Raw genomic sequence first — 24,116 nt, 5'->3', positions numbered from 1 at the left:
GGCCTGCCCCGACGGCACGCACGGCGCACCAACAAGATCATAAGAACCCGAAGATCACCACATCGAAAATCTCTACGGTTCGAGGGTATTGCCACGTATCCCAAGAATGTATGCCGCAGTAAGCGCAACGGCACGGTCTTCGTCATGTGACAGATCTGCGAGGGCTTGTGACGCCGTGGTTCCCGGGATGTCCGCGAGCGCCTGCGTCAGCCGTGGACGTGCAGACGATTCAACGGTGCCGTGGGCGAGGCGATCAACGAGCCTGGTAGCGATCTGATCCGCCAACGCGGAGCAACTCGCCAGCTCGCTCAGTGCATCGGCTGCATCGACGTCATTCGTCCCCTCGACGACCATATCGATGAGCGTCGGGACTGCGTCGGCTACTCCACGTGCCCCGAGTGCCAGAGCCGCATACCTGCGGACCACGATGTCGGGGTTCGTGAGGGCGTCCTGCAGCAGCGCGGTCGCCTCACCGCTCGGAATCTCGGCGATGGACTGGACGGCACGTTTTCGCACCTCGGCTGCTGGTGAGCCGAGGCCCTTCGCCAGCAGTGCCAATCCGTCATCGCCCGATTGCGCCAGAGCCCATCGAAGGGCTCCGGCGACGTTCGGATCCGTTTCGCTCAGCGCTGCCTCGACCAGTGCTTCCACTGGCACCGGAACCTCATCGACTGAGGACAAGGCCGCGCGCTGGCGCTTGCCAGCGCTCTTTGCCCCCAAGGCCTGGAGGAGTGCGACGATCTGGAGGACGTCCTCCCAGCCTGCGGGTTCCGCGGCACCGATCCGACGGAGTCGCGTGAGCAGCTCCGTCTCAGCTGCGATGCGTTCTCGCGTCTGGCGGATGAGGTCGTCGACGAGCTCTGAGGGCGTGAAGTCAGGATCATCGAGCGCGCGCCTGACATCACGCAGCGACAGCCCCAATGACCGCAGGCTCTCGATATGGAAGATTCGTCGGATGTCCTCGCTGGAGTATTCCCGATAGCCTGCGCGGCTACGACCCGTTGGCCGCACCAGGCCGAGCGAGTCGTAATGCCTGAGCATGCGGGCGCTGACCCCGGACTGCCGTGCCACATCACCGATCAACATTGCCCATCACTCCTCCTTGCTGGTGCTGCCGAGGGCCACGACGCGCTTGGCCTCCTCAATCGCGAACCCGAACCCGGCGTCCGGGTCGCGCAACAGCCGTTCCGTGGCCATCGCGTGCGCGCGCACGCGCGGGTCGAGATCCGTCATCGCAGCGTGCAGCGTTGGCACAATCACCTCACCAAGCGCGATCAGCGCCCGGCTGAGGCTCAGCTGCATCTCACGCTCGCCGCGCCCGAGCTGTGTCGCCAACACTGCGGCCAACTCGGGCTCTTCACCTTCGGGCACGAGCACGACCGCTGCCCGCCAAGCGCTCCGCGCCACCTCATCGTCGGCGTCGGACAGAAGCGCCCGTGTGATCGCCGGCCACGCTTGCCGATCCCCGATCTTGGACAGCGTGTGCAATGCCTGGCTTCGTGCCTGCGCACGCTCCGAGCGGACTTCGTTGAGAAGCTCCGGGACCGTCATCGATGCCGAGTGGCGAGTGAGTGCCCACGTCAGCATGTCGCGCACATAGAATTCAGGCTCGATCGCGCATCGTTCGATGAGCTTGTCGATAAACCGCGGGTCAGGGGTCGTGCCGACCGCTAGCGCTGCCCGCAGCCGCACCGACGAGCTGCTGTCCTCCAGCCCCTGGAAAGCTCGAATCGTATCCGTGTCCTGTTTCGGCATGGCCATCGGGACCACCTCCTCGGCAACAGTGAAGACCTTGTCACCGTGTCAAGGTCAAGTGGGGTGTCCAGATCCGGTTCGGCTCGACCGCGCTGAACTTCCGCTTGACCAGGTCGGACGCGGCGACCGCCTGCCGGTCTGCGATCGTCGTCCGGCGGCCCTCACGCCTGCTCACCCCGGACGGCCCGGCTCGGCGCATGAGCCGGGCCACGCGTTTGCGGCCGACGCGAATGCCGTCGATCTCGCGCAGGTCGGCGTGGATGCGCGGCACCCTGTAGCTCTCCTCGGAGGCGTCGACGGCCCAGCAAGATCCAATGCGGGTTGGACCCCGGGATCAGGAGGAGGCGGCGGTGAGGGCGGTGAGACGGTTGCTGAAGCGGGCGAGCATGGCGCTCTGGGACGTTTCGGAGAACAGGCGGCCGATCAGCGGCGGGATCCGCCAGTTGGCGGGGCTGCGCCTGGCCAGCTGGGAGACCAGGGAAATGTGGGGGTAGCGGGCCTTCTCGTAGGCGCGCAGCCGTTCCGCCAGGTCGTCGCCGCCCTTGGCGAGCTCACGCCCAAGCACCCACACGTCCTCAAGGGTCTGGTTGGCGCCCTGTCCGAGGGTGGGCGGCATGAGGTGGGCAGCGTCGCCGAGCAGGGTGACGCGGCCCTTGCCCCACACCTGGCGCACCTTCTGCCAGTGGTGGCCGAAGAAGTCGAGATCGTCTTCGGACGCCTGGGCGAGCACCTCGGGGACGGGCGACGCCCAGTGGCCGAAGCGGCGCCGCAACTCGGCCAGGGGCGCGGCGGGGCGCGGGTCGCCGGGTGACCAGCGCACGTCGAACCACCACTGGAGCATGCCGTCCCCAGCGGGGATGAGCCCGCACGCGCCCTCGCGCCCTGTGATCATGAGGTGGACGTGGGTGCGGGTGAGGTCGATGTCGATCGGGCTGAGGGCCTGCCAGGTGCCGAAGGTGGCCGTCCGGATGGGGACGTCGCCCCACAGCGCGCGCCGTACGACCGAGTGGTGGCCGTCGGCTCCGATGAGCAGGTCCCCCGTGGCCGTCGAGCCGTCGTCGAAGGCCGCCGTCACCCGGTCGCCGTCCTGGGTCACGCTGCGGCAGGCCGTGCCGTACCTGATCAGGTCGCCGGGTAGCCCCTCGGACAGGCGCTCCAGCAGGAGGCGGCGGGAGACCGACTTACTCGGGAAGCCGTAGCGCGCGGCCGCGTGGGCCATGTCGGACCTGAGACGCAGGCGGCCGTCGGCCGTCAACGCGTCGATCCTGTCGAACCGGCCGCCGACGCCGTCGAGACTGACGCCGAGGTCGTTCAGTACGGCGGCGCCGTTACTGAAGATGCTCAGCCCCGCGCCGCCTGTCCGCATGGCCTGCGCCTGCTCGTACACCCGCACCCGGTGACCGGCGGCCAGCAGGCTCCGTGAGACCGCCAGGCCGCCCACGCCGGCTCCTATGACAAGAACGTCCATATCCACTCCAAATCGAAGTAACTCCGTTACGAAGATACATCGCTATGAAGTAGGTTAGGGCAGGTGGTCCACAAGCATCCAGAAGAGGACGTCTTCCGCGAGTTCCTGATCGCGGTCATGCTGCACATTGAGGCGATCGCCGACCGGCTCGGCGTGCACCACGTCGACGTCGCCACCCTCATCCTGCTGGAGATGCGCGGACCGCTCCCGGTGGGGGCGATCTCCGAGGAGCTGGGACTGCCGTCCGCCTCCACGACCCGGCTCATCGACCGGCTGGAGAAGGCCGGCTACGCACGACGAGTGCGCGGCGAACGCGACCGGCGCACGGTCACCGTGGAACTGGTCGAGGACGGCATGGCCGAATATCACGCCACCCGCGAGACGTCCGAGCGGCACCTGGAAGAGATCCGCGCGCATTACCCACCGGAACAGGTGCCATTGATGCTGGGCATGCTCACCCACGTCGCCCGGGCCTACCGCTCGGCGACCAGGGAACTGCGCGAGGACCCAGCCTGAACCACCCAGAGAAAGGGACACCCGCTAGCGCTGAAGTATCTGGCCTGGAAACCGGTTCCCGCCAGTGGCGAGACGCTGAAGGAGCTGGAGCGGTTCCTTCTTGATCAGGCTTCTTTGGGTGATTCGGGCCAGCCGGATTCGAGCAGGTCGAAGATCGCGTTCATCGCGGCCAGGGGGTCGGGTTCCGTGCCCGCAAGTTCGGGGATCTCCAGGACGTAGCGGGCGAGAGCGCGGACGGTCATGTCGGAGGGGTCGCGGCCGCTCTCGGCGGCGATGGCCTCGGCCAGCACTCCCTCGCTGGCTATCCAGAGCTTGCGTGAGTATTCCCGCAGGGCGGGCGTGCTGACGATCAGGTCGCGCTTGCGCCGCAGTTCGGGCGGGAGATCGCTGGTGAAGGGTCCCCGGGCTGCCATGCAGCGGCGCAGGGCTTCCAGCACTGACTGGCCGGAGGGCCGGTCGCGGATCGCGGCGATCAGCCAGATGCGTCGTTCGGCGCCGTCGTCGAAGATCAGCGCCTCCTTGCCGTCTGGCACGTGCGCGAACAGGGTGGCGATGGAGACGTCTGCCTCGTCGGCGATCTGGCCGACGGTGACGCCGTCGTACCCGCGCTCGCTGAACAACCGCAACGCGGCCTCCGACAACGCCCGGCGGGTCTGTGCCTTCTTGCGCTCGCGGCGCCCCATCGTCGTCGGCATGTCCCCATCGTACCGGAACCTGAAACGCATCTGAGTCTATAGTGATTATAGTTTCAGAGTCAGTTTAGATTCGCTGCTAATGGAGATACGTCATGGCAACCCCGCAACCGTCGGACCGCCGACGACCGCGCCCACGATCACCGCCGAACTGCACGGCGGCGAGGACCTGATCAAGCGGCTCGGGTCGGCCTGCACGCTCGCCATGGGCGTCCTGCTCGTGGTCGGCGGGCGACTGGGCGACAAGTACGGCCGGCGCAGGCTGTTCCTCATCGGCATGAGCGGCTTCACGATCGCCTCGGCCGTGGCGGGACTCTCACCCAACCCCGCTGTGCTGATCCTCGCCCGCGGCCTCGGCCTGGTCCTGGCCGTCCGGCTGCTTCCGCACGACGACGGCGACGCGTCCACCGGCGTGGACGGGGTTGGCTCGGCCGCCGTCACCTCGGTCTTCTTCCAGTCGGCCAGATCCGGCTTCGCCCCGCCATGACGACCAGCCTCATCGTCGTCGTAGCCCTCACCGCCATCACCATCCCTGCCGTGACCCTGATGCCCGGACGAGCACCAGAAGAACTCCAGCACTGACGCAGACCCAACCAGCCATCAACGTAAGGAGCCGGACAATGTCCTCCCTCCACAGCCCAGCCCCCTGGGACGTACGACGCCTGCCGCGCGCCGAGGGCAAGAACTTCCTCGTCACCGGCGGCAACGCGGGCATCGGATACTTCGTCGCCGAACAACTCGCCGGCACCGGCGCCACCGTCATCCTCGCCGGCCGTGACACCGCCAAGGCCGAAGCCGCGCAGGTCTCGATCCGCGCCCGCGTCCCCGGCGCGCACGTCCGTCACATCCGCCTGGATCTCGCCGACCTCTCCTCGCTCAAAACCTCCGCGGACGCTCTGAGACTAGAAAGACTGGACGCAGTCGTCTGCAACGCCGGAGTGCTGCTCGACGAGCCGACACGGCGCGAGACCAGGGACGGCAACGAGCTGATGTTCGCCACCAACCATCTGGGGCACTTCGCGCTGATCTCGTGGCTCGCCCCCCTGCTGACGGCTACACCCGCGAGCCGCGTCGTCACCACCGGCAGCTTCACCGCAAAGTCCGAGAGCCTGGACCTCGACGATCTCCAGAGTGCGCGTGACTACCGGCCGAAGCGCACCTACGCACGATCCAAACTCGCGCAGATGCTCTTCGGCTTCGAACTCGACCGCCGCCTGCGCGCCGCCGGCAGCACGACTCTGAGCGTGATCACTCACCCCGGCGGCGCACTCGACTCCCTCACCCCCTCACGCCCGCCGGTCCACCTCCGAACCATCGGCGAACGACTGCGCGGACTGCCAGCCGGCCTCCTCTTGCAGAGCAAGGAGGCCGCCGCCTGGCCCGCCGTCCGGGCTGTCCTCGACCCGTCCGTACGCGGCGGCCAGCTTTGGGGACCTCGGATACTCGGGATCCGCGGCCTGCCCACCCTCGAACCCGTCCAAGGCCACCTGGCCGACGCCGCACTCGCGGCGCTCCTGTGGACCGCCACCGCCGCCCTGACCGGCCTCGATCCAATCTCGAACCTCAGGTGAGCTGACGGTCAGTCTCGATGGTCCATGACGCCACAGTGCCGTAGATCGCCGCAGGCCAGCGGCAATGTCGTTGGAAACTCCGCCGGTCCGGACCCCACTAGCCAAGCCCGAGTCCGACCTGCAGATCGCCCAGCAACTCCCCACCCAGCAACTACGCCCCGGCGCCCCACGCCTCCACACTCGCGGCAAACTCCGCGAATTCCTCCTGTAACCCACCATCCAGTCCCAACAGCCGCCGTCTCCTCCCATCGCGCCCAGCCGGGCCCGATGGTCGATACCGTGCGTGACGTGATCGCGGCCTGGTTGCGGTTCCAGGTAGCAGGTGCGCGCGTTCCCCACAGCCCGGTCAGCGCCGCGCCGACCTCGTCGTCGGCGACCTCGCCCGGCTGTCGCCGTACGTCAGCAAGCACCTCGGAGTCCACGGCACCTACTCATTCCTGCTTCCTGAGCTCGGCCCCGGCGGCATCCGCGAGCTGTGCGACCCCGACGAGCCCGACGAGGAGGACAAGCTCGCCGCAGCGATGGCCTGACCCGGTCAGCGAAGCCGCTGGAGTTGTCGGCTGGCCGGCGTTCTGTCTGGTGTTGAACCCCTCCGATGAGCACATGGAGCCCCATTCATGGATCTGCGAGTCAGCAAAACGGTCACCGCCAAGCTCGGCCCCCCACCATCGAGACCCTGCACCGCAGGCTCACCGAAGCCGCACCCTGCCTGGAATGCGGCCGGCCTGTGGGCCCGCGGCCAGGTGCTCTTGTTCGTCGGGCGAAAACCCGCACGCTGAACAAACAAGACACCCCGGCCGCGAAACCGGGCGTCGCCGTGTGCGGCTCAGATCATCCGCCGCAGGGCGGTCTCCACGGCGTCGATGAGCGCATCACCTTCGGTACCGGGGTGGCGGGCAAGGCCGAGTTCGACGTCCGGCAGAGCAGGCAACGCGGCCGCGTCGTGGCAGGCCATGGCCGGCTCGAGGTTGGCGGGCATGAGCGCCGCGACCCCGAGCCCGGCCCGTAGCGCGGCGAGCACTCCGGCGAGACTGTTGCTTTCGAACGCCACCCGCCAGCGGCGCCCGGTGCCTTCCAGCGTTTCCAGCACCGACGTTCGCCAGGCGCACGTGTTCGAGAACAGCACCACCGGCAGCGGATCGGCGTCGACGGCGACACCCTGCCCGACCGCCCAGACCAGCGGCAGACGCACCGTCCAGCGCGGCGGCCAGGGAAGATCCGGGACCTCGTCGAGCACGAGCTGGACACGGCCCGTGTCGTAAGCCTCCCGCATCGCCGCGTTGGAAAGAATGAGCACCTCCAGCGTCGCGTCGGGGTGCAGCCGCACGAGGTCGGCGAGTGCCTGAGGAAGGCGGGAAACGGCGAGATCTTCGAGGAGTCCCACGCCGCAATGCCCGGTGAGCGCACGTCCCGTTTCGGCGAGTGCCTGCGCCGACAGCGCGAGAATGCGCTCGGCGTAGGGCAGCAGTTCCTCGCCCGCCCGGGTCGGCGAGACGCCGGACGGCGCCCGGTGCAGCAGCGGACTGCCGACGGCTCTCTCGAGCTTGCGCAACTGCTGGCTGAGCGCGGGCTGGGTCTGGCCGAGCGCCGCCGCCGCACGGCTGATGCTGCCTGCTCGCACGGCGGTGACGAACGACCGCAGCAGTGCGGTCTCAAGATCACGTGCCATAAGCATTCATTATGCCTGTTCCAACGAATTAACGACTTCCTATGGCATTACGGGTGATCTAGCGTCAAACCGGTGACCAGATTTCGACAGGTGCTCGCGGTGCCGGGGATGACACCACTGCTGGGCATTTCGCTGCTCGCTCGTGCGGCGATCACGGCGGACGTAATGGCACTGACGATGTACATCGTGCTTGCCCTCGACATGAGCTACGCGGCGGCGGGAGCCGTGGCGGCGGCGCTCACCGCCGGTGTCGCGCTGGGCGGGCCGCTGCTGGGCCGGATGATCGACCGGCGGGGCCTGCGTACCGTGCTGCTGGTCACGGTTGTGCCGCAGATCGTGTTCTGGCTGACCGTGCCTGCGCTGCCGTACGTGATCTTGCTGGGCGCCTCCTTCGCCGCCGGTCTGCTGATGGTGCCGGTCCAACCGATTACCAGGCAGGCGATCGCCGCGATGACGACGGCAGGGCAGCGGCGGGCAGCGTTCGCGCTGGAGTCGGTGGCGGGCGAGCTGTCGTACATGGTGGGCCCGGCGGTGGTGATCCTGTGCGCGGCGAAGGTCTCCCCCGGCGTGGTGGCATGGTGCGTGGGCGCCGCGATCGCCGCCGGCGGGGCAGGGATCGCCCTGCTCAACCCGTCGCTGCGGGCCGAGGACGAGGCGGACGGCGAAGCAGCAGGCCGGCCCCGGCGCCGGGAGTGGCTGGGGGCGCGCATGGTCGCTGTTTTGACGATGGGGTTCGGTGCCACGACGCTGCTCAGCGGCATCGACCTGGCCATCGTCGCCACTCTCGAAGAAGCCGGTCAGGTCTCGTGGGCGGCCGTGGTCGTCGCCGTGTTCGGGGTGACGTCCGTCGCGGGCGGTCTGGTGTACGGAGCGCTGCCCCGGCCGATGCCCACCTGGCTGCTGCTCGGCCTGCTCGGGCTGGTGACGATTCCGGCCGGACTTGCCCATGACTGGCCTTGGCTGTGTGTGGCCGTCATCGGTGCCGGGCTGCTCACCGCACCGACCCTCTCCACGGTCTCCGACGCGGTGAGCCGGCTGACGCCGCCCAGCGTGCGAGGTGAGGCGACCGGCCTGCAGTCCTCGGCGCTGAGCGCGGGGTTCGCGCTCGGCTCCCCGGTCGTGGGAGTGGCGATCGACGCGTCCGTACCGGCGGGCGGCTTCGCGGCGGCCGGCCTGGCTGGCCTGCTCGCCGCACTGACGGGATACCTGCTCTCGCGCCGGTCACCCGCCGCCGCACCGTCTCCGGCGTCCTCATCGCAGGCACTCGAGCCCTGCGGCGCCATCGCGCCGGCCCCATGACGTCAGCCGGTGGCGACGCCATCACCTTGCAGTTCGGGTAGTCGTAGCGCTCGACCGCCTCGGCGGCCTCCTCCGGCGTCAGCTCCACCCACCAGTCTCGCAGAACCCTCTCTCACAACCGGAAGGTTCTGCGAGGAGTTTTGCGAACAGCCGCCTGCGCGAACGTGGCCGCTAGGCGCATGGGCTCCGGTCTCGCAGAACTGGTCATTTCTGCGAACCACACGAGCTACATCCGGGTCCGCGCGTACGCTTGCAGTGCGTCGCGGACGAACGTCGCCCCCGCGGCGTCATCGTACATGCCCGCGAAGCGGGGGTCGTCGACGTACATGTCCCCCAGGCCTTTCACCATCTCGATCGAGCGCTCCCGGTCGCCCTCGGCCGTGGGGGTACCCGGGATCTGGCTCAGCCACTGGACGTGCCGGGCAGCCAGCGACTGAGCGTGTTCCGATGTCGGAGAAACCCCGGCCTTCACTGCGGCGACCCATGCGGCGACGAGGTCTTCGGCGGCCTGCTTCCAGGCTCGCTGCTGGTCAAGGGTCTTGCCGTGCCACCAGTCGTTGCTCACTTGGAACGCGCGCTCGCCCCAGCGTGAGATCACCTCGTCCTTGTAGCCGTCGTTGAACCCCGCCAACATAACGTCCATCCGCGGTTCCGCCCCCGCCTGCAGGGCCTCGAGCGTGTGACGCACAGACCGGATCTGCCGTTCGATGCGGTCCCGTTCCTCTTCCAGTGTGGCGATGTGGGCGCGGAGCCCCTCGCACGTGTCCACCTCGTCGGCCAGGACCTCGGCGATGGCCGACAAACCCATGCCGAGCTGGCGCATGAGCAGGATCCGCTGTAGCCGGGCGACCGCGGTGGGGTTGTAGTAGCGGTACCCGTTCTCACCGACCCGGGACGGGGCCAAGAGCCCGAAGCGGTCGTAGTGACGCAGGGTGCGGCTGGTGATGCCGGCCCTCGCCGCGAGTTCCTGGATCGTCCACTCCATCCTTCCAGTGTTACCCGCGGCGGAGCGTGGTTGCGATGATCTCCGAGCTTTCGGCGTGCAGGGCCTGCGCCGCCGTCTGCCTGGTCGCCGCCAGGTAGGTGTCGACCAGCCGGTTGCCCGCGGCGTACCCGGCGCCCATCGGCAGTCCCACCGGGGTGAGGCCGAAGCGCTCGGCGCTGGGGTCGCCATGCACCCAGGCAGTGAAGTTCTGCATGCCTGTCACGTCGAGCCCGGTGAGTACCTTGCCGAAGATCTCGTCGTCGTGCAGGTGCGGCACGCCGATGCGGGTGGGGCCGAGCTCGTCGCCGTAGAGCTGTCGGGCGAAGGCGTCGGCCAGGCCCTCGGAGACGATGTGATCGCCGACCGTGACGGTCATCGGGTCCCACACAACCCCGCCCGGGCCGAACCGCAGGTTGTGGTTGAGTTCGTGCACGGCGGTGGCCTCCAGCCGCTCCACGTTCTCGGGGAAGGGCCAGAGCGTGATCACGATGTGGCCCGAGATGCCGCCGAACCCGGCCACTCCTTGGCAGGGACCCATGAAGTGCTCGTCACCCGGATCGCCGAGCACGAACAGCACGGTGATGTCCGGGGTCCCCAGCCCCGGCGTCGCCTCCAGCAGCACGGTGAGAGCATCGTCGAGGGCGCGTTGCATCCGCTCCCAGGCTCCGGCCGCCGCCAGGGTTTCGAGCGCGTCGAGGCAACGCTCCTCGTCGCGGTCGATGGGGAACCCGGACGCTTCGAGGTGCATGGCCACCAGGTCGACCTCGCCGGGGTAGTAGCGGTACATGCCCCTGATGGGCTCCAGCATCGAACGCAGCAGGTCGACGCGGTCCGCGACCGGGGCCAGCAGGATCCGCCTCATGGCGGAGTAGGTGTCAAGAACAGTGATCGACATGGCCCCGATGCTAGAAGTTGACGCAGCGTCAAGGTCAAACCAGCGGCGCTCTTGGTCGAGGTACGGCCGGCATGCCGTCACCCAGTCCCGTTATGACCGGCGATCGCCAACCCAACCCGTCACACGGAGCTACTTTGCCCGTGGTGACGCGACCCGAGTGGGGGGCCGATATCTCCGGCCTGACGGCCTCGACCCGCAAGCGCAAGCGGGCGGCCGTCGCGTCCTTCTGCAAGTGGGCGGTCCGCCACGACCTGATCGCCGCGAACCCGATGGACAAGATCGACACGATCAAGGTGCCCAAGACGCTGCCGAGGTTGGAACGGCCACTGGCGTTATCTCGTCGCCGGACGGCTCGCTATCGCCGCTGAGCGTTCCGATGTTCCTCACGGCCCTTCTCCGGGGTTGAGGGGGTCGGCTGAGATACTGCGGGCGCACGATGGCGTGCGGTTGTCAGGTGGTAGAGCAGCGCCAGGGTCGTGACACCGGCGGCTGGCAGCCCCAATGCGGCGGGCACGATGGCAAACCACTCCTGGGCCAGTCCGCCCAGGCCGCCGCCGAGGGCTATCCCGACGTAGATGGCCGAGGAGTTGAGGCCGAGCAGAACCGGTGCTGCGGCCGGACTGAGGGCGATGAGTCGGTGCTGTTGGGGCACGACGACGACGCCCAGGGCCGCGCCCCAGATCGCGGCCCATGCCAGGGTGGACACGAGCGTGGCTGTCGCCACCGAAGTGAGGGCGAAGGCGACGACGGCGATGGTGAGGGACCCGGTCAACACGTGCGCGGGGTCGTGCCGGTCGACCAGCCGTCCGGCGATGATGTTTCCGGCCAGGACGCCGATTCCCCAGGCCAGCAGGATGACGGTGAGCAGCGATTCGGAGCCGCCGGTCGCATCCTCTAGGGCTGGGCCGATATAGGTGTAGAGGATGTAGGCGCCGAGGAAGACCAGCGTGGTGACGGCCAGGAGCGCGAGGACCCGGCCCTGCTTGAGCGGGCGCAGCCGGTTGCCCAGTGAGGTGGCGGGGAGCGTCACCTTGGGCAGGCCGGCGGCGATTCCGAGGACCGCGGCGAGGCCGATCCCGGCGACGGCCCACAGGGTGATATGCCAGTCGGTACGGCCGATCAGTGTGCCGAGAGGAAGGCCCAACGCCGTCGCCAACGTGAGGCCGCCCAACACGAAGGCCAGTGCCCTGCCTCGGCGTTCCGGGGGTGCGAGGGCCCCCGCAGTGCTGGAGGCGGCGGAGTTGATCATCCCGGCCCCGGCCGCGGTGACGATGCGGGCGATCATCACTACCCCGTAGCTGGTGCCCAGGGCGGTGGCAGCGTTGCCGGCCACGAAGACACTCAACGCGATCAGCAGCGCGGACCGCCTGTCCAGTCCACTGGTGAGCGCGCCCATGACGGGCGCTGACAGGGCCATCACCAGGGCGAAAACCGTCACCAGCTGCCCGGCGGCGGGGGTGGAGACCTGCAGGTCGGTGGCGATGGCGGGGAGCAGGCCCGCGATGACGTAGCTGTCGGTGCCGACGGCGAAGGTCGCCAGGGCCAGAGGAAGTAGTCGTTTCAACACCGGGTCGTGCCGCCTTTCCGGAGGAACTTCACAAGTACCGAGCGGAACCCTAGGCAATACATGGATGCTTGTCCATATATCCATGGGTTGGTAGCGTGTCGGTGTGCGGAACACAGGGGGCGGCGATGCGTGAGGTGTCACAGCCGGCGACCGAGGCCATCCGGCTGGTGGAGGTGCTGCGCGCTCTGGCCGATCCAGTGCGGCTGGACCTCGTCCTGCGGCTCGACCGGATGGGCGAGGACTTCTGCAACGCGATCGGCGCCGAGATCGACGTGCATCAGACGACGCTGTCGCACCACTACCGGGTGCTGCGCGAGGCCGGCGTGACGTGGACGAAAGTGCAGGGCCGATCCCGGCTGGTACGGCTGCGCCGAGAGGACCTCGACGCGCTGTTCCCCGGCCTGCTCGACTCTGTACTGAGCGCACAGCGCCGAACACGCGATACCGCGACCACCAGCACGGTCGAGGCGCCGTAGGCGCGAGCTCCCCGGCACCCGCCCCAGGCACCGCCGTCCTCGGCCTCGATCTGTCGCTGGACAAAATTCACCCCAGGCCACGCGAGGGCGTTAGGCCAGATGGCCAGGGCCAAGCAGACCGGTGACCTCTGCGGTCGCCTCTGGCGAGGGATGAAAGTACCGGCGGAGGTTCTCAGTCTTCTTGTCTCGGGGCTTGGCCATCAGCATCAGCAGGCTCGCGTCGGGTCGGCGCTCGCCCGAGGCGATCACCGCGACGGGGCGGTCGACGCTCCCATCGCCCTGGTCGACGATCCAGCGCACCACGGCCGTCACGTTTCGAAGAGCCCCGGCAATGACACGTGAGTCGCCGGCCGAGGCGGCGATGGCGAAGCCGTTGGACGAGGGAAGGACTAGAGGGAAGGACTAAACGGGGAGTGAAGGGCGCACGTTGCAGTGCCGCAGGAGAGAGCGACCAGGGCGATGAGGCGTTGGCCGCACGACGGCCGACCGCCGGGGCGGCGCCCTTTTGGTCCGCGAAAGTGGAAACAGCCGCATCGCGCCAGCGATAGGGAAAGACACGCGTCCCGGACTCCACCGCAACCGTTACTGAGGTGGTGAACGACAGCCGTATTCCGGTGGCGCCCCTATAGGAGTCCTCGGCCGAGACGCGGGCCCACGCCACCGTTTTCACGTTCAGCCGCCTACTTTGCGGCTCGCCGTAGCTTCAGGAGTTCCGGGCCACGACGACTCTCACGGGAGCGTCTGAGACCTTTCGCGGCGACCCGTGCATCACGCGGCCCGATGGCCGGCAGCTGTGTCAGGCCTCAGCGGCCGCCGCGGCCAGGAGCCGGGCAAGCTCGGCCGGCTCGGTGATCATGGGCCAGTGGCCCGAGTCGATGTCCACAAGGTCAAGGTGCTTGGCCTTGGCCAGCTCGGGCACGTCACCGGCGGCTATCCACTCCTGAGCCTGGGCGGGGGTGAACTCGGGGCACACGACGAGGACGGGGACGTCGAATCGTCGCTCGTCCGTCAGGCGCACCACGCCCTTCGTCACCCCCCCGGGGACGGGAATCGCCGCGGACGCGAAGTCCCGCCTTGCCTCCTCGTCGAGGTCGGCGGAGTCCGGCCCTTCGAACGGACCCCAACCGGGGAAGGGCATGACGCCGTCCTTCACCTCGAAGAAGTCGGCGTAGGGTTGCCCGTCCGCGGCCGGGAAGCCGCCGATGAACGCGACCTTGGCGACCCGCTCCGGGCACGCGTCGGCGGCCAGCCAGGCCAGGGCGCAAGCGGCGGAATGCCCCACCACCATGGGCTTTCCTGACGCCGACTCCACGGCGGCGAGCACGGCTGCCACCTGGTCGTCGAGAGTGGCCGAGGCGGATCCGTCCCCCTGCCCGGGCAGGGTGATCGGCACGGGGCGGTGGCCGAGCGCCTCAAGGGCGGGCACGACGTCGTCCCACGCGGATCCGTCGAGCCACAGGCCGGCGATGAGCAGGATATCCATGATCAGTTCTCTTTCTTCAGCGCGTTCCGGCGAGGGCGGAACTCGGTCAGGACGTCAGGCTAGGACCGATTCCGGACGTTCTACTTCCTGTTCATCCCGTGACCTCCTAATGTGCTCGTGTGCCGACCGATCTCAGTCCCACCGCACGAGCTCTGCGCGCCATGGAGATCCTCCAGGCCCGCCCTGGCGTGACAGCCGGCGAGCTCGCCGGCTGTCTGGGCGTCACGGAGCGGGCCGCGCGCCGGTACGTCGGGATCCTCCGCGAGGCGGGCATCCCCGTCGAGTCGGCCCGTGGCCCCTATGGCGGGTACCGGCTCGGGCGCGGGACACGACTGCCTCCGGTAGCTTTCACCGAACCCGAGGCTCTTGGCCTGGTCATGGCGGTGCTCGACGGCCAGCCGGCGGCCGCCGACGTCGGCGACCTCGTCAGCGTCGCCCTGGGCAAGGTCATCCGGGCCCTGCCCGAGAGCATCGGACGGCAGGCGGCGGCGCTGCGCGAGTATGCGTCGGCGGCCCCCGACCGGTTCTCGGCTCGTCCGGATCCCGCCACCACCAGCGCGCTCGTGGCCGCCATCGCGGACCGGCGGCGCGTGGTGGTCGCCTACCGGAGCGAGTCCGGCAACGAGTGGGAGGCCGAGGTGGACCCCTGGGCGGTCGTCGTCCGCCATGGGCGCTGGTATCTGCTGTGCTACTCCCACCGCGCGGACGCCATCCGCACCTACCGGGTCGACCGCGTCCGCCAGGTCCAGCGGAGCACGCACGCGTTCGAGCCGCCCGACGACCTCGACCCGGTGGCCGTGCTGGAGGAGAACCTGGGCACCGGGTGGAAGTTCGCCACGCGCGTCGTGTTCGACGCTCCCCTCGCCGAGGTGGCGCCTTGGATCCGGCCGCCCATGGGACGGCTCGAACCGTTGGGGGACGGGTGCGTGCTCGTCGGCAGCACGAGAAATCCGATGATGTACGCGCAGGAATGGCTGGCGAACGTGCCGTTCCCCTTCCGCGTCGAGGGCGGGCCGGAACTGCGCGCCGCGGTCGCGACACTCGCTTCGCGTCTCGCCGCCGCCCTGGCGGGCCCGCCTATGGACGACGTCACGCCCGGCCCGGGGTCTGATCGGCCGTGACGCGTGCCAGGAAGCGTTCAGCGCGCGCAGATTCCGGATCACGTGCAGATCCGTGTCCCGGGCGTGAGCCGCGATCGCCCCGAGGAGAAGCGGTCGGCACCGGTAGCCCCATACTCACAGCCATAAGTCGCGCTTTCCCAGGAGCGCCGGATGGCGGTGATCCGGCCCAGGGTCGCAAGGCCCCCGAGCTCGGGCGGTCAGGCGTCGGTGGCAGGACCGGCGTTTTCGGCCGGCACCCGGTAGACGCCGACCGACGGCGGCTGTCCAGCGGCCTGGCGTGCCCGAAGCCGGTGCCGAGGGTCAGGAGTGCTGCGCCCCGCGTGCCAGCAGCATTAGGGCGTCGACGAGTTCCTCGGCGGGCAGACCGGTGGCCAGGCTGCGCAGTTGCAGTCCGAAGACCAGCGCGACGGCGCTGCTCGCCAGTCGCTCGGCGTCGGGTACGCCAAGACCGGTGAGGATCCGGGCGGCCAACCGGTCGTATGCGGCGAAGGACTGCGCGGCCGCGGTGCGCAACCGCTCGTCGCGGCCGGCCTGGATATAGAGCTCGAAGGGAGCGATCTGCCTGCTGTCGAACGGCGTACCCCCGGCGACCTGGCCGACTGTGGCGGCGGCCCGATCGGCGTCCATTCCGTCGGTCTGGCACTGGGCGGCGAGCTCGGTGAGGCGCCGGGTCTCCTCCGCGACGAAGTACAGCAGGCTCTCACGCAGCATCTCGTGCTGGGTCGCGAAGTGGTAGGTGACCGAACCGAGGGAGACCTGGGCCTCCTTGGCGATCCGCCGGTTGGTGACCGCGGCGACGCCATCCTCACCGATGATGCGCAGGACGGCGTCGATGATGCTCTGCCGGGTTCCGAGGGACTTGGACATGGCAGCCATTGTGCCAGCGGCACCCTCCTGGCAAGGGGGAAGGGCCGGGGCCGCTCCGACCGACGCAGATCGTCCTCAGACTGGGCGGCAAGCGGATCAGCGCCTCCAAGCGGATCAGCGCCTCCTCGTCGCAGGGCGGTCCGCGCAGTAGGGCGCCGACCGGCAGGCCGTTCCAGGTGAAGCCGGCCGGAACGTTCACCGCCGGTCAGCCGAGCACGTTCCACGGCCATACGTACGGCCAGGCCGGCCACATCGGTGTCGTCCTTGACCGCGATCGGCCCCCTCCGGCAGCGGCGACCGCTCGCCGTGGTGCGTCTGCGGTCAGCCTCCGCCGCCTCCCGGAGCGCGTCCTGCACTCGTATGTGCCGGAAGACGTTGATCGTGCCCTGGATCGCTTCAATGCCGGAGCGGCCGGCGAGTCCGGCGCAGTCTGCTGTTTGACAGCGTCGTCCCGCCTTTCATACTGTTCGTTCGAACGAACAAATTTGGAAAGGCTCGTCGTATGCGCATCGCAGGATCAACCGTTCTGCTGACCGGGGCCGTGGGAGGCATCGGTCAGGCCATCGCCCGCGAACTGGCTGCCAAGGGAGCCAAGTTGGTCCTCTCCGGGCGCCGTGCCGATGCCCTGGAGGCGCTCGCCGACGAGCTCGGCGCCCGAGCGGTCACCGCCGATCTCGCCGACCCGGACCAGGTCGACCACCTCGCCAAGGCCTGCCCTGACACGGACATTCTGATCGCCAACGCCGCTCTGCCCGCCAACGGCGATCTACTCGAGTACACGCCCGAGCAGATCGACCGTGCGCTGAACGTGAACCTGCGCGCCCCCGTCATGCTGGCCCGCACGCTCGCGCCCCGGATGGTCGAGGCGGGCCGGGGCCATATCGTCCTCGTCGGCTCGATCTCCGGGAAGGCGGCCACCAAATACTCCTCGCTCTACAGCGCGACCAAGTTCGGGCTGCGCGGCTTCGCGCTCGCCTTCCGCCAGGACCTGCACGGTACCGGGGTGGGGGTCTCTCTCGTCCAGCCCGGCGCCGTACGCGACGCGGGTATGTTCGCCGTCACGGGCGCAACCCCGCCGCCTGGTGTGCGCATGGTCACCCCGGGCCAGGTGGTGGCGGGGGTGGTTCGGGCCGTCGAGCGCGATCTGTGCGAAGTCAATGTCGCGCCGGTGGAGTTGAGGGTGCTCAGTGCCATCGCCGGGCAGTTCCCCGGCTTCGCGGAGAAGGCGCAGCGCGGCTCCAGTGCCGAGCGCACCACCAGCGAGGTCGCGGCGGCCCATCGGGACAGGCGGTAGCCGCCTGCTTCAGCACCGCCGGAGGCCACCGCGCCTGGACAGGCGACGCTGAGCCGACCGCCACCTGCTGAAGTTTCGCCGCGGCGTAGGCCTCACTGGGCCAGCTTGCACTCCTCGGCGTAGCTGGCCAGCCCTTCCGCCATGTCCTGCATGAACTTCTGGAGGTAGCGCGGCATGACCCAACGCAACAGCCAACTCGTCTCGTACTCGCCGTACCAGTGGATGACCGTGCCTGAGTCAGATGTCGGCTCCAGCTCGATGCGCGCGTGATAGTTGTGTATCGACGCATTGAACGCGTCTTCGTAGGCCAAGAGGCGTTGCTCGACCTTCTCGGTCAGCCGCTCCCCCGTCACTCTACGTCCCGTCCTGAAAGCCCTGATGGCACCGACGTCATCGTCGCCGCCGGGGTCGAGGCCGACCGACCGTGTCGTGTCCAGACTGTCCACCTTGGACCACAGCGGCCAGCTTGTGGCGTCGACCAGCAACTTCCAGACGACTTCCGGCGAGGCAGCGGTGGTCACTGTGACACCGTATTTATGCAAGGCAGAGGGCTCCTATGACTACTCGATGACCAATCCCATGGCCTCGTGCGCAATTACTCTCTTAGGGGATTTCCAAACGTCGATCTTGCCGACCCGTCAGCCCAGCCGGCGAAGCGCTCAGGCGGCAACATCGCCGGCTTCGGCCACAGCGCCGCCGCCATCTTTCGTCGGCATGAAATGGATGCCAGGACGTACGGCCGGCATTTACTGCGGCAGGTGGCGGAGCTTTTAGAAGCCGGAGGGGTGTCTCGGCGTCCAAGGGTGTCGGCAAGTCTCTTGTCACCAGGTGCATGCGATTGCGCTCTCCCAGTTCAGCACTCCCCTACTGGCTCGCAGCGAGTTTGAATCTTGGCGCGGGAGGCGGTGGCGGGCCGCTCGGCCCGCTCCAAGACGAGGCAGGCGATGCCGTGCCAGGTCGGTGGGCCGCCATCGACGATCGGGACGTCGGCCGAGGTGAGGTCACGCATGACACATCACTCCTCATCGAGGTTAGGCGCATGCTTTGGGGCTCGGCATTCTTGTGTCAGCGGCGGCCGCGTGGCTGGTCTCAGGTGTGGGCTTCGGCGGTGGTCTTCAGGTCGCGCAACCATGCCTTGAGGCCCTTGGCGAGGATCTCGGTCGCGAGGGGAACGTTCGCTTCGACTTGGTCGCCGGTGTGGGTCTCTTCGGTGCGCACGAGAACGCCGCCTTTGACCTCGGTGAAGTTCCACACGTGGACGCCGTTGATGCGCAGTCCGTCACCGATCGCGGGCCCGGTCCAGCGGATGCAGGAGTTGCGCTTGAGCTGCTTGACGGTCGAGGTGATTTCCAGGGTGGTAGCGGGCGTCGTGGGGGTGGGAGGTACCGGGGTCGTCCACCGGAACACCGAACCTTTCCGCAAGGGGCCGCGGGCGAGGCGTTCGATGGTTGCGACGGGGGCCTGCCAGGAAGGCCAGCGCTCCACGTCGGTCTGCAGCTTCCAAATGGTCCTCATCGGCGCGTGGATCACGGCCTCGGTCTTGTATCGGACGCGGGCGTTGGGGTCGACGCCTTGCCCGCGGCAGGTGAGGGACTTGTCGGGGTGGGAGGTGGCCTCGGCGGGTGCGGCGGCGCCGAGGACGCCGACAACGAGCGGGATGGTGAGCAGGGCGTGGACGCTGATGCTGCGAATGCTGGACACGGTGTTTCCCTTGTCGGTTGTTGGGCGAGGGTTGGAGTGGTGGGCGCGTTACCGGTTGAGGACGGTCTTTGCGGCGGCGGTGCCGGTTTCGGCGAGCCGCGTACGGCCGGTGACGCGGGTGAGTGGAAGCGGGGCAGATCTGGGCGGTGGCGTCACCGCGCCGGACGGCGCCGCCGGCGGGCTCGGTGGATGGCGAAGATGAGCGCGGCGGAAACCGCCGATCAGTGCGATCGCGACCGGGACGGCCGATGGCAGGGCGAACTGGCCGACAACCATGACGGGAATCGCCCAGGCGGAGATGGTCACCGGCAGCGGAGTGCGCCGCTCTGGCCGGGTGGGTGACCTGGACGTGGTGGTCATGGCGTTCCTTTCGTCTGGCTGAGCGCACGGCCGCGAACTGGCATCGCACCCCTTGCGGAGCTAGATGATCTGACGTTCGCTAGAGGTTATAACAACCCACACAGGCGAGAATCAATAGGATTCGTGATATCTTCTAACTGAATCTTCAAGCTATAGCTTCGTGAGTGGAAAGGTGGCAGGTCATGGCGGAGCCGGGCACGATGACCCCCCGTGAGCGCTACCGCACTCAGGTGCGCGCGGAGATCAAGGAACGCGCATGGGAGCAGATCGCCACGACGGGGGCGTCCGCGCTGTCGCTCAACGCGATCGCCAAGCAGATGGGCATGAGCGGACCCGCGCTCTACCGCTACTACGCCAGCCGCGACGAACTGATCACCGAGCTCATCAGGGACGCCTACCGAAGCCTCGCCGACACCCTCCACTCGGCCGCCGGCGCGGGTGCCGACCTGGCCGCGCTGGCGCACACCGTGCGCGGCTGGGCCCTGCAAGACCCCCAGCGGTACTTCCTCATCTACGGCACCCCCGTCCCCGGCTACCACGCGCCCGACGACATCACGGCCATCTCCTCCGAGATCATGGCGGTCCTGCTCGACGCCTGCACGGCGCTGTCCTCGGGCAGTCCCGTGACGCCGTTCGACGCACACCTGGCAGACCACCGGGACTGGGCGGGCAGCCACCCCGCCGCGCCCGCGGTTCTGCATCGGGCGCTGAGCTTCTGGACCCGGCTGCATGGTGTCCTGTCTCTGGAACTCGCCGGCCACTTCACCGGAATGGGATTCGACCCCGCCCTGCTCTTCGCAGCCGAACTGGACGACCTGCCGGCGCGCTGAGCCGGGCCCGGGCGCCAGGGCTGAACGGGGCGAACTCAGTCACATGTATCTGGTGACACGAGCCTTGCCGGCACCCCGGATCATCTGCGCGCTCACCCGCGAGGGGCCCGGACCGTAGTAACGGCCGAAAATCCAACGAAGTTGTCCCTGACCCGAAAATAACGATCATGTGGGCAGGCGGCAGCGAACCCCGATGCTCAGACATCGGGCAGGGCCAATGAGAGCCGTATGAGTCAGGTGGCAGTTCGCGGACAACAGCCATCTCATCGGGGCCTTCAAGAAGCAGTACGGTCAAACGCCCGCCGAGTTCGCCCGCTCGAGCAACCGTCCGATGCCCGGGGCAGACGATTCCCCGGACGAGATCACGCCGTAGTCCTCCGGTCCCGCTGTTCGGCGCGGCGCCGGGCGGCGGTCGCCGGCGGCGCGCTGGGACGGCAGCGGCAGCACCTGCCCATCCGAGTCGATCCAAGGTGACCGGGGGCTCGGGCGACGGTTTCGAGCGCGCCTGGCATGAGGTTGGCGACGTCCTCGACGTTGTACGGGGTCTTCGGGAGGAGACCGCGGTAATCCCATAAGGCGTCGAAGGAATGCACCACCTCCCCGCCCGTCACGGACGTGCGGGCGTCCACCTCGTCGAGATCCCAAATTGACGCCCAGTCCCACCGTGTCAGGCTCTCGGGCGAGTTCTTGCAGGTGGCCATGACCGAGAGGGCCACTCCGCCCCGAGGGACAGCACCCCGCTCGGGGCGATGCCGGTCGATGACACTCTGTCATCGCTCCCCCCGCACAGGCGTCGGGGGAAGCACGCGTCCCCCGTTGTCACCCGCGCTCGGCGCATAGGCAGCCGACGCCTTTGTCGATCCACTCCTTCCCGCTCCACCTCGGATACCGTTCGACCAGCAGTGCCTTGACCTCCTCGATGATCGTCTCCTCGCTCACCGCCGAGTCTCGCCGTACCCAGGTCTCATCGCGCAACAGCCGCAAGTAGTCTCCGACATCGGTCAGCAGGTCCGGCCCGCCGACGTCGCCATGGCCCGGCACCACCACGCGCGGCCGCTCCGCCGCCAGCCGGTCCATCACCTCGATCCAGCGCAGACCGGACACGTCGGTGTCGTACGGCGGGAACCAGGGGAAGATCGCGAACTGCCCGGTCTCCACCAGGTCGCCGGTGAACATCACCCCGGCGTCGGGCACCGTGACCACCTGGTCGCCCCTGCTGTGCGCCCGCCCGGTGGGCCGCAGCTGCACCACCCGGCCACCCAGATCCAGGTCGTAGGAGTCGTAGACGAGGTCGGGCGTGGTCAGCTCGACGCCGGTCAGCTCCCTGGCGATCCCCTCATCCAGACCCCGGAACATCTCCAGGTAGCTCGGTCCCTTGGCGGCCAGTTCGTCGGCCTGCGCCCGGTTGATCAGGAACGTGGCTTGCCCGGCGAACGTCTGGGCGCCGAAGGAGTGCTCGGGGTGGAAATGCGTCGTGGTCAGGTAGAGCCTGCGGCCCCGCGCGGACTCGACGGCGAACTTCAGGACCGCCTCCGCGTTGCGCGGCCCCATCCCGGTCTCCACGACCAAGACAGCCTCAGAGCCGCCGATGACGCCGATGTTGGGCACCAGCTCCACGCCGCGGTTGGGGATCACCATCAGGTCGCGGGCGAGCTCCCACGCTCCTTCGACCCGAACTACGGGGTTGTATTCAGCCATGACCCCAGTAGACGGCCAGGGTCGCGCGGCGGTCCAACACCGATCACGCAAGACCGATACCGCGCGGGTATCGTGGCCGATGATGGAGCTACGACTGCTGCGCTACTTCGTGACCGTGGCCGAGGAACGCCACTTCGGGCGGGCTGCCACGCGGCTGCACATGACCCAGCCTCCGCTCAGCCGGGCCATCCAGCGACTGGAGGCCGACCTCGGTGCCGCCCTGCTGCAGCGCTCCGCGTCGGGCGTCACCCTCACCGCAGCCGGAGCCACTCTCCTCGACGAGGCCCGCACCCTGCTGGACCAGGCGGAGCAGGCACGAGCCCGGGTGGTGGCCGCGAACGGCCTCACGATCGGCACACTCGCCGACACCGCCGAGCAGGCGGGCCTGGCCGCCGCCTTCCGTGAGCGCCATCCGGGCGTCGCCGTGCGTGTCCGGGAGGCTGATCTCACCGATCCGACCATCGGCCTGCGGAGTGGTCTGGTGGACGTGGCGCTCACGCGGGCGCCGTTCGACGACACCGGAATCCGTGTCCACGTCCTGCGTGCCGATCCGGTCGGCGTCCTTCTTCGCGCCGACGACCCGCTCGCCGACTATGACAGCCTGCGCGTGGATGACCTCGCCGACCGCCGCTGGTTCCAGTTCCCAGACGGGACCGATCCGATCTGGCGCGCCTACTGGAACGCTGGAGCTCAGCGTGAGGGGCCCGTCGTGCGGACTGCCCACGAGTGCCTGCAGGCTGTCCTGTGGAACGGCACCATCGGCATGACCCCGCTCACACACGCCCTGCCGGCTGGCCTCGTGGCGATACGGCTCGCCGACATGCCACCCAGCCGCATGGTCATGGCCTGGAACGACGACGACGGCAACCCGCTCATCCGCTCGCTCCTCCGCCTCACCGTCAAGGAGGCACAACGAGGATGACCACGCCGTACCCGAGGAACGTCAACCCCGTGACGACCAGGAACACGACCGGAATCACCCGTAGCACCTGGTGAGAACTCGAGCGGCATGCGCCTCACCCGGAGGGTGGACCAGCGGGACCGCGCGCCCGAGCCGCAGGTTCAGCCCGACCGCCGCAAGCCGGGCCTGAAAGTGACCTGCCTGCCGGCGTGGCCGATGAAGACGATCATGACGACCAGCGCGAGGAGTACGATATGGCGGTCGTCCTGGTCACTCACGATCTGGGGAAGCGCCAGGAGACGAGCGCTCCAGCTCTCGCGCTCCACGCGCGCTCACTCGGCGGCGACCTCGGCGGGTGAGGCATCCGTGAGATCGCGCAGCACCTGCCAGCGGAGGCGGGGTAGGACTCAAGCAGCCCGCGACGAACTGATCGCCGGGCTCATCAGGGACGCCTACCGAAGCCTGGCCCATACTCTCCGCTCGGCCTCCGCTTCCTGGAGCAGGATCCGGCGGACCTGGCGCGTTCAACCTCGGTGATTTGCGGCTTGCGGCCCACTCCAGGCCGGTCCCCGAGCCCGGCCAGGCCCTCGGCGTTGAACCGCACGATCCGCTCCCGCACCGTCTGCATGTGACAGCCCAGCATGGCGGCGATCGCGCTGGTACGCAGTCCCTGCCGGCTGAGCACGATCATCTTCGCGCGCCGGATCCAATCTGCCGGGGCGTGCCGGGCCCCGGCCAATTTACGGATCTTGCGTTCCTCGTCGACGTCCGCGGGCGGACGCGCGAACAACAACTTCGGCATGACGATTTCCCTGAGGCGATCATCACCCCGGGTCAGCAGGGATCGCCACCCCCGTTCAGGAACCCAAGGATCTAGTTGAAGCAGTCCTGATTGTTGAGGGCGATGCCGTACTCGGCGACCTTGCCGTGCGTGACGCCGAAGCTGTAGTAGGCCTTCTTGTTGCCGG

At 68.6% G+C, this 24,116-nt stretch carries 29 protein-coding genes; 11 read left to right on the top strand and 18 right to left on the bottom strand.

What is annotated here, in order from left to right; translation table 11 throughout:
- Positions 1 to 72 precede the first annotated feature (72 nt).
- The 4 genes from ACFY2X_RS46100 to ACFY2X_RS46085 are packed head-to-tail and all read right to left on the bottom strand — an operon-like array spanning position 73 to position 3,223.
- On the bottom strand, positions 73 to 1,086 hold the full coding sequence (locus ACFY2X_RS46100) for a HEAT repeat domain-containing protein (RefSeq protein ID WP_389951485.1): 1,014 nt from the start codon (positions 1,084 to 1,086) through the stop codon (positions 73 to 75).
- 6 nt (positions 1,087 to 1,092) lie between these two features.
- Positions 1,093 to 1,761, bottom strand: a complete 669-nt coding sequence (locus ACFY2X_RS46095; RefSeq protein ID WP_389951482.1) for a HEAT repeat domain-containing protein — start codon at positions 1,759 to 1,761, stop codon at positions 1,093 to 1,095.
- A gap of 34 nt (positions 1,762 to 1,795) precedes the next feature.
- Positions 1,796 to 2,071 (bottom strand): IS3 family transposase, encoded by a 276-nt coding sequence (locus ACFY2X_RS46090; protein WP_389951488.1) that lies wholly within the window; start codon positions 2,069 to 2,071, stop codon positions 1,796 to 1,798.
- An 18-nt stretch (positions 2,072 to 2,089) separates the two neighbouring features.
- Positions 2,090 to 3,223: an FAD-dependent monooxygenase gene (locus ACFY2X_RS46085; protein WP_389951479.1), complete on the bottom strand. Its 1,134-nt coding sequence runs from the start codon at positions 3,221 to 3,223 to the stop codon at positions 2,090 to 2,092.
- 63 nt (positions 3,224 to 3,286) lie between these two features.
- Here ACFY2X_RS46085 and ACFY2X_RS46080 point away from each other — a divergent pair, with 63 nt between their 5' ends.
- The gene (locus tag ACFY2X_RS46080; protein WP_389951476.1) at positions 3,287 to 3,739 is read left to right on the top strand and encodes a MarR family winged helix-turn-helix transcriptional regulator; all 453 of its coding nucleotides are present in this window, start codon (positions 3,287 to 3,289) and stop codon (positions 3,737 to 3,739) included.
- Positions 3,740 to 3,843: 104 nt separating this feature from the next.
- Here ACFY2X_RS46080 and ACFY2X_RS46075 read toward each other — a convergent pair whose 3' ends face one another.
- A complete protein-coding gene (locus ACFY2X_RS46075) occupies positions 3,844 to 4,434 on the bottom strand; it encodes a TetR/AcrR family transcriptional regulator (protein WP_389951473.1) in 591 nt (196 codons plus the stop codon).
- A 79-nt stretch (positions 4,435 to 4,513) separates the two neighbouring features.
- Here ACFY2X_RS46075 and ACFY2X_RS46070 point away from each other — a divergent pair, with 79 nt between their 5' ends.
- Both ACFY2X_RS46070 and ACFY2X_RS46065 read left to right on the top strand, forming a co-directional pair.
- On the top strand, positions 4,514 to 4,918 hold the full coding sequence (locus ACFY2X_RS46070; RefSeq protein ID WP_389951470.1) for an MFS transporter: 405 nt from the start codon (positions 4,514 to 4,516) through the stop codon (positions 4,916 to 4,918).
- Between the two features lie 133 nt (positions 4,919 to 5,051).
- Positions 5,052 to 6,002, top strand: a complete 951-nt coding sequence (locus ACFY2X_RS46065) for an SDR family NAD(P)-dependent oxidoreductase (protein WP_389951467.1) — start codon at positions 5,052 to 5,054, stop codon at positions 6,000 to 6,002.
- Between the two features lie 826 nt (positions 6,003 to 6,828).
- On the opposite strand, the gene ACFY2X_RS46060 is transcribed toward ACFY2X_RS46065, so the two are convergent.
- The gene (locus ACFY2X_RS46060; RefSeq protein ID WP_389951464.1) at positions 6,829 to 7,671 is read right to left on the bottom strand and encodes a LysR family transcriptional regulator; all 843 of its coding nucleotides are present in this window, start codon (positions 7,669 to 7,671) and stop codon (positions 6,829 to 6,831) included.
- 72 nt (positions 7,672 to 7,743) lie between these two features.
- Here ACFY2X_RS46060 and ACFY2X_RS46055 point away from each other — a divergent pair, with 72 nt between their 5' ends.
- Positions 7,744 to 8,970 carry an MFS transporter gene (locus ACFY2X_RS46055; protein WP_389951461.1) on the top strand — a complete coding sequence of 409 codons (1,227 nt, stop codon included), beginning with the start codon at positions 7,744 to 7,746 and terminating at the stop codon, positions 8,968 to 8,970.
- 226 nt (positions 8,971 to 9,196) lie between these two features.
- Here ACFY2X_RS46055 and ACFY2X_RS46050 read toward each other — a convergent pair whose 3' ends face one another.
- Both ACFY2X_RS46050 and ACFY2X_RS46045 read right to left on the bottom strand, forming a co-directional pair.
- On the bottom strand, positions 9,197 to 9,955 hold the full coding sequence (locus ACFY2X_RS46050; protein WP_389951458.1) for a MerR family transcriptional regulator: 759 nt from the start codon (positions 9,953 to 9,955) through the stop codon (positions 9,197 to 9,199).
- Positions 9,956 to 9,965: 10 nt separating this feature from the next.
- Entirely contained in the window at positions 9,966 to 10,850 is an 885-nt protein-coding gene (locus tag ACFY2X_RS46045) for a DUF2268 domain-containing protein (RefSeq protein ID WP_389951455.1), read from the bottom strand.
- A 143-nt stretch (positions 10,851 to 10,993) separates the two neighbouring features.
- Here ACFY2X_RS46045 and ACFY2X_RS46040 point away from each other — a divergent pair, with 143 nt between their 5' ends.
- Entirely contained in the window at positions 10,994 to 11,218 is a 225-nt protein-coding gene (locus tag ACFY2X_RS46040) for a hypothetical protein (protein ID WP_389951452.1), read from the top strand.
- Here the strand turns inward: ACFY2X_RS46040 and ACFY2X_RS46035 are convergent.
- Positions 11,206 to 12,417, bottom strand: coding sequence for an MFS transporter (locus tag ACFY2X_RS46035; protein ID WP_389951449.1), 1,212 nt, complete (start codon positions 12,415 to 12,417; stop codon positions 11,206 to 11,208). The two genes, ACFY2X_RS46040 and ACFY2X_RS46035, sit on opposite strands and share 13 nt — an antisense overlap.
- 125 nt (positions 12,418 to 12,542) lie before the next feature.
- On the opposite strand from ACFY2X_RS46035, the gene ACFY2X_RS46030 reads away from it, so the two are divergent.
- Positions 12,543 to 12,893, top strand: coding sequence for an ArsR/SmtB family transcription factor (locus ACFY2X_RS46030; protein ID WP_389951446.1), 351 nt, complete (start codon positions 12,543 to 12,545; stop codon positions 12,891 to 12,893).
- A gap of 90 nt (positions 12,894 to 12,983) precedes the next feature.
- On the opposite strand, the gene ACFY2X_RS46025 is transcribed toward ACFY2X_RS46030, so the two are convergent.
- Both ACFY2X_RS46025 and ACFY2X_RS46020 read right to left on the bottom strand, forming a co-directional pair.
- Complete coding sequence (locus tag ACFY2X_RS46025) at positions 12,984 to 13,196, bottom strand: hypothetical protein (RefSeq protein ID WP_389951443.1); 213 nt, start codon at positions 13,194 to 13,196, stop codon at positions 12,984 to 12,986.
- A 493-nt stretch (positions 13,197 to 13,689) separates the two neighbouring features.
- Entirely contained in the window at positions 13,690 to 14,376 is a 687-nt protein-coding gene (locus ACFY2X_RS46020) for an alpha/beta fold hydrolase (RefSeq protein WP_389951440.1), read from the bottom strand.
- A 119-nt stretch (positions 14,377 to 14,495) separates the two neighbouring features.
- On the opposite strand from ACFY2X_RS46020, the gene ACFY2X_RS46015 reads away from it, so the two are divergent.
- Positions 14,496 to 15,497: a helix-turn-helix transcriptional regulator gene (locus ACFY2X_RS46015; protein WP_389951437.1), complete on the top strand. Its 1,002-nt coding sequence runs from the start codon at positions 14,496 to 14,498 to the stop codon at positions 15,495 to 15,497.
- 300 nt (positions 15,498 to 15,797) lie between these two features.
- Here ACFY2X_RS46015 and ACFY2X_RS46010 read toward each other — a convergent pair whose 3' ends face one another.
- Positions 15,798 to 16,364: a TetR/AcrR family transcriptional regulator gene (locus ACFY2X_RS46010; RefSeq protein WP_389951434.1), complete on the bottom strand. Its 567-nt coding sequence runs from the start codon at positions 16,362 to 16,364 to the stop codon at positions 15,798 to 15,800.
- Between the two features lie 502 nt (positions 16,365 to 16,866).
- On the opposite strand from ACFY2X_RS46010, the gene ACFY2X_RS46005 reads away from it, so the two are divergent.
- Positions 16,867 to 17,658, top strand: a complete 792-nt coding sequence (locus ACFY2X_RS46005) for an SDR family NAD(P)-dependent oxidoreductase (RefSeq protein WP_389951431.1) — start codon at positions 16,867 to 16,869, stop codon at positions 17,656 to 17,658.
- Positions 17,659 to 17,750: 92 nt separating this feature from the next.
- On the opposite strand, the gene ACFY2X_RS46000 is transcribed toward ACFY2X_RS46005, so the two are convergent.
- From ACFY2X_RS46000 to ACFY2X_RS45985, 4 genes are all read right to left on the bottom strand, one after another.
- Positions 17,751 to 18,179 (bottom strand): SRPBCC family protein, encoded by a 429-nt coding sequence (locus ACFY2X_RS46000; protein ID WP_389951429.1) that lies wholly within the window; start codon positions 18,177 to 18,179, stop codon positions 17,751 to 17,753.
- Between the two features lie 332 nt (positions 18,180 to 18,511).
- The gene (locus ACFY2X_RS45995; RefSeq protein WP_389951426.1) at positions 18,512 to 18,667 is read right to left on the bottom strand and encodes a hypothetical protein; all 156 of its coding nucleotides are present in this window, start codon (positions 18,665 to 18,667) and stop codon (positions 18,512 to 18,514) included.
- A gap of 80 nt (positions 18,668 to 18,747) precedes the next feature.
- Entirely contained in the window at positions 18,748 to 19,359 is a 612-nt protein-coding gene (locus ACFY2X_RS45990; protein WP_389951423.1) for an SRPBCC family protein, read from the bottom strand.
- 48 nt (positions 19,360 to 19,407) lie between these two features.
- Positions 19,408 to 19,719 (bottom strand): hypothetical protein, encoded by a 312-nt coding sequence (locus ACFY2X_RS45985; protein WP_389951421.1) that lies wholly within the window; start codon positions 19,717 to 19,719, stop codon positions 19,408 to 19,410.
- A 182-nt stretch (positions 19,720 to 19,901) separates the two neighbouring features.
- Here ACFY2X_RS45985 and ACFY2X_RS45980 point away from each other — a divergent pair, with 182 nt between their 5' ends.
- On the top strand, positions 19,902 to 20,549 hold the full coding sequence (locus tag ACFY2X_RS45980) for a TetR/AcrR family transcriptional regulator (protein WP_389951418.1): 648 nt from the start codon (positions 19,902 to 19,904) through the stop codon (positions 20,547 to 20,549).
- An 819-nt stretch (positions 20,550 to 21,368) separates the two neighbouring features.
- On the opposite strand, the gene ACFY2X_RS45975 is transcribed toward ACFY2X_RS45980, so the two are convergent.
- Positions 21,369 to 22,247, bottom strand: coding sequence for an MBL fold metallo-hydrolase (locus ACFY2X_RS45975; protein ID WP_389951415.1), 879 nt, complete (start codon positions 22,245 to 22,247; stop codon positions 21,369 to 21,371).
- 82 nt (positions 22,248 to 22,329) lie between these two features.
- On the opposite strand from ACFY2X_RS45975, the gene ACFY2X_RS45970 reads away from it, so the two are divergent.
- Positions 22,330 to 23,169: a LysR family transcriptional regulator gene (locus ACFY2X_RS45970; protein ID WP_389951412.1), complete on the top strand. Its 840-nt coding sequence runs from the start codon at positions 22,330 to 22,332 to the stop codon at positions 23,167 to 23,169.
- 188 nt (positions 23,170 to 23,357) lie between these two features.
- A complete protein-coding gene (locus ACFY2X_RS45965) occupies positions 23,358 to 23,507 on the top strand; it encodes a hypothetical protein (RefSeq protein WP_389951409.1) in 150 nt (49 codons plus the stop codon).
- Between the two features lie 83 nt (positions 23,508 to 23,590).
- Here ACFY2X_RS45965 and ACFY2X_RS45960 read toward each other — a convergent pair whose 3' ends face one another.
- Entirely contained in the window at positions 23,591 to 23,950 is a 360-nt protein-coding gene (locus ACFY2X_RS45960; protein WP_389951407.1) for a helix-turn-helix domain-containing protein, read from the bottom strand.
- Positions 23,951 to 24,116: the final 166 nt, after the last annotated feature.

The organism is Streptosporangium sp. NPDC000396, assembly GCF_042898655.1.
Lineage (GTDB): Bacteria > Actinomycetota > Actinomycetes > Streptosporangiales > Streptosporangiaceae > Streptosporangium.
This window is presented reverse-complemented; position numbering and strand designations above follow the sequence as displayed.

Coding starts and splice junctions, on each gene's coding strand:
- ACFY2X_RS46095 (WP_389951482.1), bottom strand. CDS start 1,761: ATGGCCATGCCGAAACAGGACACGGATACGATTCGAGCTTTCCAGGGG.
- ACFY2X_RS46075 (WP_389951473.1), bottom strand. CDS start 4,434: ATGCCGACGACGATGGGGCGCCGCGAGCGCAAGAAGGCACAGACCCGC.
- ACFY2X_RS45995 (WP_389951426.1), bottom strand. CDS start 18,667: ATGCGTGACCTCACCTCGGCCGACGTCCCGATCGTCGATGGCGGCCCA.
- ACFY2X_RS45970 (WP_389951412.1), top strand. CDS start 22,330: ATGGAGCTACGACTGCTGCGCTACTTCGTGACCGTGGCCGAGGAACGC.
- ACFY2X_RS46070 (WP_389951470.1), top strand. CDS start 4,514: ATGGAGATACGTCATGGCAACCCCGCAACCGTCGGACCGCCGACGACC.
- ACFY2X_RS46010 (WP_389951434.1), bottom strand. CDS start 16,364: ATGTCCAAGTCCCTCGGAACCCGGCAGAGCATCATCGACGCCGTCCTG.
- ACFY2X_RS45980 (WP_389951418.1), top strand. CDS start 19,902: ATGGCGGAGCCGGGCACGATGACCCCCCGTGAGCGCTACCGCACTCAG.
- ACFY2X_RS46065 (WP_389951467.1), top strand. CDS start 5,052: ATGTCCTCCCTCCACAGCCCAGCCCCCTGGGACGTACGACGCCTGCCG.
- ACFY2X_RS46030 (WP_389951446.1), top strand. CDS start 12,543: ATGCGTGAGGTGTCACAGCCGGCGACCGAGGCCATCCGGCTGGTGGAG.
- ACFY2X_RS45985 (WP_389951421.1), bottom strand. CDS start 19,719: ATGACCACCACGTCCAGGTCACCCACCCGGCCAGAGCGGCGCACTCCG.
- ACFY2X_RS45975 (WP_389951415.1), bottom strand. CDS start 22,247: ATGGCTGAATACAACCCCGTAGTTCGGGTCGAAGGAGCGTGGGAGCTC.
- ACFY2X_RS46045 (WP_389951455.1), bottom strand. CDS start 10,850: ATGTCGATCACTGTTCTTGACACCTACTCCGCCATGAGGCGGATCCTG.
- ACFY2X_RS46085 (WP_389951479.1), bottom strand. CDS start 3,223: ATGGACGTTCTTGTCATAGGAGCCGGCGTGGGCGGCCTGGCGGTCTCA.
- ACFY2X_RS46020 (WP_389951440.1), bottom strand. CDS start 14,376: ATGGATATCCTGCTCATCGCCGGCCTGTGGCTCGACGGATCCGCGTGG.
- ACFY2X_RS46005 (WP_389951431.1), top strand. CDS start 16,867: ATGCGCATCGCAGGATCAACCGTTCTGCTGACCGGGGCCGTGGGAGGC.
- ACFY2X_RS46050 (WP_389951458.1), bottom strand. CDS start 9,955: ATGGAGTGGACGATCCAGGAACTCGCGGCGAGGGCCGGCATCACCAGC.
- ACFY2X_RS46060 (WP_389951464.1), bottom strand. CDS start 7,671: ATGGCACGTGATCTTGAGACCGCACTGCTGCGGTCGTTCGTCACCGCC.
- ACFY2X_RS46100 (WP_389951485.1), bottom strand. CDS start 1,086: ATGTTGATCGGTGATGTGGCACGGCAGTCCGGGGTCAGCGCCCGCATG.
- ACFY2X_RS45960 (WP_389951407.1), bottom strand. CDS start 23,950: ATGCCGAAGTTGTTGTTCGCGCGTCCGCCCGCGGACGTCGACGAGGAA.